Here is a 4538-nt window from a genome sequence, read left to right as displayed (position 1 = left end):
GGGAAAGCCCCAACCGGTCCCTGAGACCGCTCAGGCGAGATTCCGACCCGTGGGGCACCGCCCCTCAGGCCCGTCCCGGGCAACTGCCGCTCCGTCAGTTGCCCGTCCGCGCCGCCTCCCGGCGGTGTTGCAGCCAGGTGAGGCTCAGGTCGTCCCAGATGGTCTGGTAGCGGGCGAACAGTTCGCCGAGCTGCTCGAAGGTGAGCTCGTCGGCGGCCGTCGACGCCACGAGGTATTCGAGGTCGTCGCCGAGCCGCCGGAAGCGGTACTGCGCTTCCTCCATCAGCACCGACCGGGAACGCCAGTTGAAGAACGGCTCGATGGCGCCCAGCAGCGTCACGAGTGCCACGCACGCCAGGGCCAGGCCGGTCCACGCGTTGAGGTTCTGCAGGCCCAGGACGACGGTGGAGGCAGCCGACAGTACGAGGGCCGTCACCTTGACGGCGGCGGCGCTCCGCCCGAAACGTCTCTTCCTCGCCCGGGCGTAGACGTTGCCCTCACGGATCTTGGCCAGCAGCAGGGCCGCCGTGTCGCCCGGGCTCAGTCCCGCACCGAGTCCCGAACCGAGTCCCGCACCGAGCCCGCTCTCCGAATGCACCCCGACCAGCCCCCACCAGTTCCCGCAGCCGCGTTGATGTGAAAAGTATGACGAGAGTCGGTTTGTGTACCGGGCCGTGGGCGGGCGGCCCGTAATCTGGCTCCGTGGTCCGTAATCCGAGCAGCAGTGCCCCGAAAGTCGCCCTGTCCACCGCCTCCGTCTACCCGGAGTCCACGGCGACGGCCTTCGAGATCGCCGCCCGCCTCGGCTACGACGGTGTCGAGGTCATGGTCTGGACGGACCCGGTCAGTCAGGACATCGAGGCCCTGCGCCGGCTGTCGGACCACCACAAGGTGCCCATCCTCGCCGTGCACGCGCCCTGCCTGCTGATCACCCAGCGGGTGTGGTCCACCGACCCCTGGACCAAGCTCCAGCGGGCCCAGGCGGCCGCCGAGAAGCTGGGGGCGTCTACCGTCGTCGTGCACCCGCCGTTCCGCTGGCAGCGCCAGTACGCGCGTGACTTCGTGAGCGGGATCTGGCGGATGGCGGACGAGACGGACGTGCGGTTCGCCGTGGAGAACATGTACCCGTGGCGCTACCGCGACCGCGAGATGCTCGCGTACGCGCCCGAGTGGGACGTGACCAAGGACGACTACCGGCACTTCACCGTCGACCTCTCGCACACCGCCACCGCCCGCACCGACGCCTCCGCGATGATCGACCGGATGGGGGAGCGGCTGGCCCACATCCACCTCGCCGACGGCAACGGCTCCGCGAAGGACGAGCACCTCGTCCCCGGACGGGGTACGCAGCCCTGCGCGGAGCTGCTGACGGGCCTGGCCCGCAGCTCCTTCGACGGGCACATCGTCATCGAGGTCAACACGCGGCGCGCCATGTCCTCCGCCGAGCGTGAGGCCGACCTCGCCGAGGCCCTGGCCTTCACCCGCCGGCACCTGGCGGTCGGGTCCCGATGAGCGGCGCCGAGCCCGTCCGGCGGCGGCGCGGTCCCGGGCGGCCCCGGCAGGACGAGGCCGAGGAGGGCCCGGGCACCCAGGAGCGGATCCGCCTCGCCGCCCGCGAGGTGTTCGCGGAGCGCGGGTACGACAAGACCTCCGTGCGCGGCATCGCGAAGGTGGCCGGGGTGGACCCGGCGCTCGTGCACCACTACTTCGGCAGCAAGGACGACCTGTTCGCCGCCGCCATCGAGGTCACCATGGAGCCCGCCCTGGTGGTCCCCGCCGTGGTCGGCGAGGGCCCGGACGGGATCGGGGAGCGGCTGGCCCGCTATTTCCTGGGCGTGTGGGAGAACCCGGCCACGCGCGCCCCGCTGCTCGCCGTGATCCGCTCGGCGCTCACCCATGAGGCGGCCGCGAAGGTGCTGCGGGGCCTGATCCTGCGGCGGGTCCTGGAGCGGGTAGCCGCCGACCTCGACGTCCCGGAGCCGACCTTCCGGGCCGAGCTGGCCGCCTCGCACCTGATCGGGATCGCCTTCGTGCGGTACGTGGTGCAGATCGAGCCCCTGGCGTCGGCGGACCCGGAGGAGATCGTCGCGCTGGTGGCCCCGACCCTGCAGCGCTACCTGACGGAGGCGTGACCGGGAGGCCGGGGACCGAGCGGCCCGGGGACCGAGCGGCACCGTGACCGAGGAGCGACCCCGCCGTCCCGGCATCCGGACTGGGCGTCCGGATCGCGGGCGGTGGGCGTAGCCTCGTAACCGAGCCATATCCACATTCGCGGCTGACCGTACAGCCGCACCCATGGGGAGTGAAACCGCATGCCCGAGCTGAGGTCCCGCACCGTCACCCACGGCCGCAACATGGCAGGCGCTCGTGCGCTGATGCGCGCGTCGGGCGTAGCGAGCGAGGACATCGGCAAGCCGATCATCGCGGTCGCCAACTCCTTCACCGAGTTCGTCCCCGGCCACACCCACCTCGCCCCGGTCGGCCGCATCGTCTCCGACGCCATCCGCGCCGCCGGCGCCATCCCGCGCGAGTTCAACACGATCGCCGTCGACGACGGCATCGCCATGGGCCACGCCGGCATGCTGTACTCCCTGCCCTCCCGCGACCTGATCGCGGACAGCGTCGAGTACATGGTCGAGGCGCACTGCGCCGACGCGCTGATCTGCATCTCCAACTGCGACAAGATCACCCCGGGCATGCTGATGGCCGCGATGCGCCTCAACATCCCCGTCGTGTTCGTCTCCGGCGGCCCGATGGAGGCCGGCCAGGCCACCCTCGTCGACGGCACCGTCCGCAAGCTCGACCTGATCGACGCCATGGTCGACGCCTCCAACGAGAACGTCTCGGACGCGGACATCCTGCGCATCGAGGAGAACGCCTGCCCGACCTGCGGCTCCTGTTCCGGCATGTTCACCGCCAACTCGATGAACTGCCTCGCCGAGGCCATCGGCCTGGCCCTCCCCGGCAACGGCTCCGTCCTCGCCACGCACACCGCCCGCCGCGCCCTGTACGAGGACGCCGGCCGCACGGTCGTGGAGATCACCAAGCGCTACTACGAGGACGGCGACGAGTCCGTCCTGCCGCGCAACATCGCCACCCGCGAGGCCTTCGAGAACGCCATGGCCCTGGACATCGCCATGGGCGGCTCGACCAACACGATCCTGCACCTGCTGGCCGCCGCGCAGGAGGCGGGCCTGGACTACGACCTCAAGGACATCGACGCCGTCTCGCGCCGCGTCCCCTGCCTGGCCAAGGTCGCCCCGAACGTCGCCCCCGGCGGCACGTACTACATGGAGGACGTGCACCGCGCCGGCGGCATCCCCGCCATCCTCGGCGAGCTGCACCGCGGCGGGCTCCTCAACAAGGACGTCACCACCGTCCACTCGAAGGGCCTGGAGGACTGGCTCGCCAAGTGGGACGCCCGCTCCGGCACGGCGTCCGAGGAGGCCATGGAGCTGTGGCACGCGGCCCCCGGCTGCAAGCGCTCCGCCACCGCGTTCTCCCAGTCCGAGCGCTGGGAGACCCTCGACCTCGACGCCGAGGGCGGCTGCATCCGCTCCGTGCAGCACGCGTACTCCAAGGACGGCGGCCTCGCCGTCCTGCGCGGCAACATCGCCGCCGACGGCTGCGTCGTCAAGACGGCCGGCGTCGACGAGTCGATCTGGACCTTCGAGGGCCCGGCCGTCGTCTGCGAGTCGCAGGACGAGGCCGTGGACAAGATCCTCCGCAAGGAGATCCAGCCCGGTGACGTCGTCGTCATCCGCTACGAGGGCCCGCGCGGCGGCCCCGGCATGCAGGAGATGCTCTACCCGACCTCCTTCCTCAAGGGCCGCGGCCTCGGCAAGGTCTGCGCGCTGGTGACCGACGGCCGCTTCTCCGGCGGCACCTCGGGCCTCTCCATCGGCCACGCCTCCCCGGAGGCGGCCTCGGGCGGCGACATCGCCGTCGTCGAGGACGGCGACCGGATCCGCATCGACATCCCCAACCGCTCGATCGAGCTCCTGGTCGACGAGGTCACCCTGGCCGCCCGCCACGAGGCCCTCGGCGGCGTCTACGCCCCGAAGAACCGCGAGCGCACGGTCTCGGCGGCACTCCGCGCCTACGCCGCGATGGCCACCAGCGCCGACAAGGGCGCGGTCCGCGACGTCTCGAAGCTGGGCTAGTACGAAGGAGCCCCGCCGGGTGTCACCACCCGGCGGGGTTCCGCGCGTCCTGGGCGAACACCGTGCCGTCGGGGGCGGAGGCGTACACCCGGCCGTCGGCTACGACGGGGGCCGGGAGGGTGGCGCTGAAGGTGCCCGGGGTGGCGGCCATGCGCGGCTTGGTCTGGCCGACGAGCCTGCCCGCGCCGGCGTCGACGGCGAGGAGGCGGCCGTCCGAGGCGGCCAGGTAGACCCGTCCGTCCGCGAACACCGGCCGGGAGGCGAACGACGCGCCCGTCTCCAGCCGCCACAGCTCCTTCTCCCCGCCGATCGCCACGAGGCCGCCCCGCGTGCCGAAGGCGTACACCTGTCTCTTATACACATCTCTGAGCGGGC

5 protein-coding genes are annotated in these 4538 nt (G+C 71.9%); 3 read left to right on the top strand and 2 right to left on the bottom strand.

Annotated features, from left to right (window positions below; all coding sequences use genetic code 11):
- Positions 1–94: 94 nt before the first annotated feature.
- Positions 95–598: an SLATT domain-containing protein gene (locus tag VR44_RS33055; protein WP_045951323.1), complete on the bottom strand. Its 504-nt coding sequence runs from the start codon at positions 596–598 to the stop codon at positions 95–97.
- Between the two features lie 104 nt (positions 599–702).
- Between VR44_RS33055 and VR44_RS33050 the strand changes: the two genes are divergently transcribed.
- From VR44_RS33050 to ilvD, 3 genes are all read left to right on the top strand, one after another.
- Positions 703–1512, top strand: a complete 810-nt coding sequence (locus VR44_RS33050) for a sugar phosphate isomerase/epimerase family protein (RefSeq protein WP_045951322.1) — start codon at positions 703–705, stop codon at positions 1510–1512.
- Entirely contained in the window at positions 1509–2132 is a 624-nt protein-coding gene (locus VR44_RS33045) for a TetR/AcrR family transcriptional regulator (protein WP_045951321.1), read from the top strand. Before VR44_RS33050 ends, VR44_RS33045 begins: the two co-directional genes overlap by 4 nt.
- Before the next feature lie 180 nt (positions 2133–2312).
- A complete protein-coding gene (gene ilvD, locus VR44_RS33040) occupies positions 2313–4163 on the top strand; it encodes a dihydroxy-acid dehydratase (protein ID WP_045951320.1) in 1851 nt (616 codons plus the stop codon).
- A 22-nt stretch (positions 4164–4185) separates the two neighbouring features.
- On the opposite strand, the gene VR44_RS33035 is transcribed toward ilvD, so the two are convergent.
- Positions 4186–4538 (bottom strand): outer membrane protein assembly factor BamB family protein (locus VR44_RS33035; RefSeq protein WP_157880485.1); only part of this gene is annotated, 353 nt, incomplete at its 5' end.

It is taken from the genome of Streptomyces katrae (assembly GCF_000966975.1).
GTDB classification, from domain to species: domain Bacteria; phylum Actinomycetota; class Actinomycetes; order Streptomycetales; family Streptomycetaceae; genus Streptomyces; species Streptomyces katrae.
The sequence above is the reverse complement of the archived record's forward strand: the minus strand, read 5'-3'. Positions and strand labels throughout refer to the sequence as shown.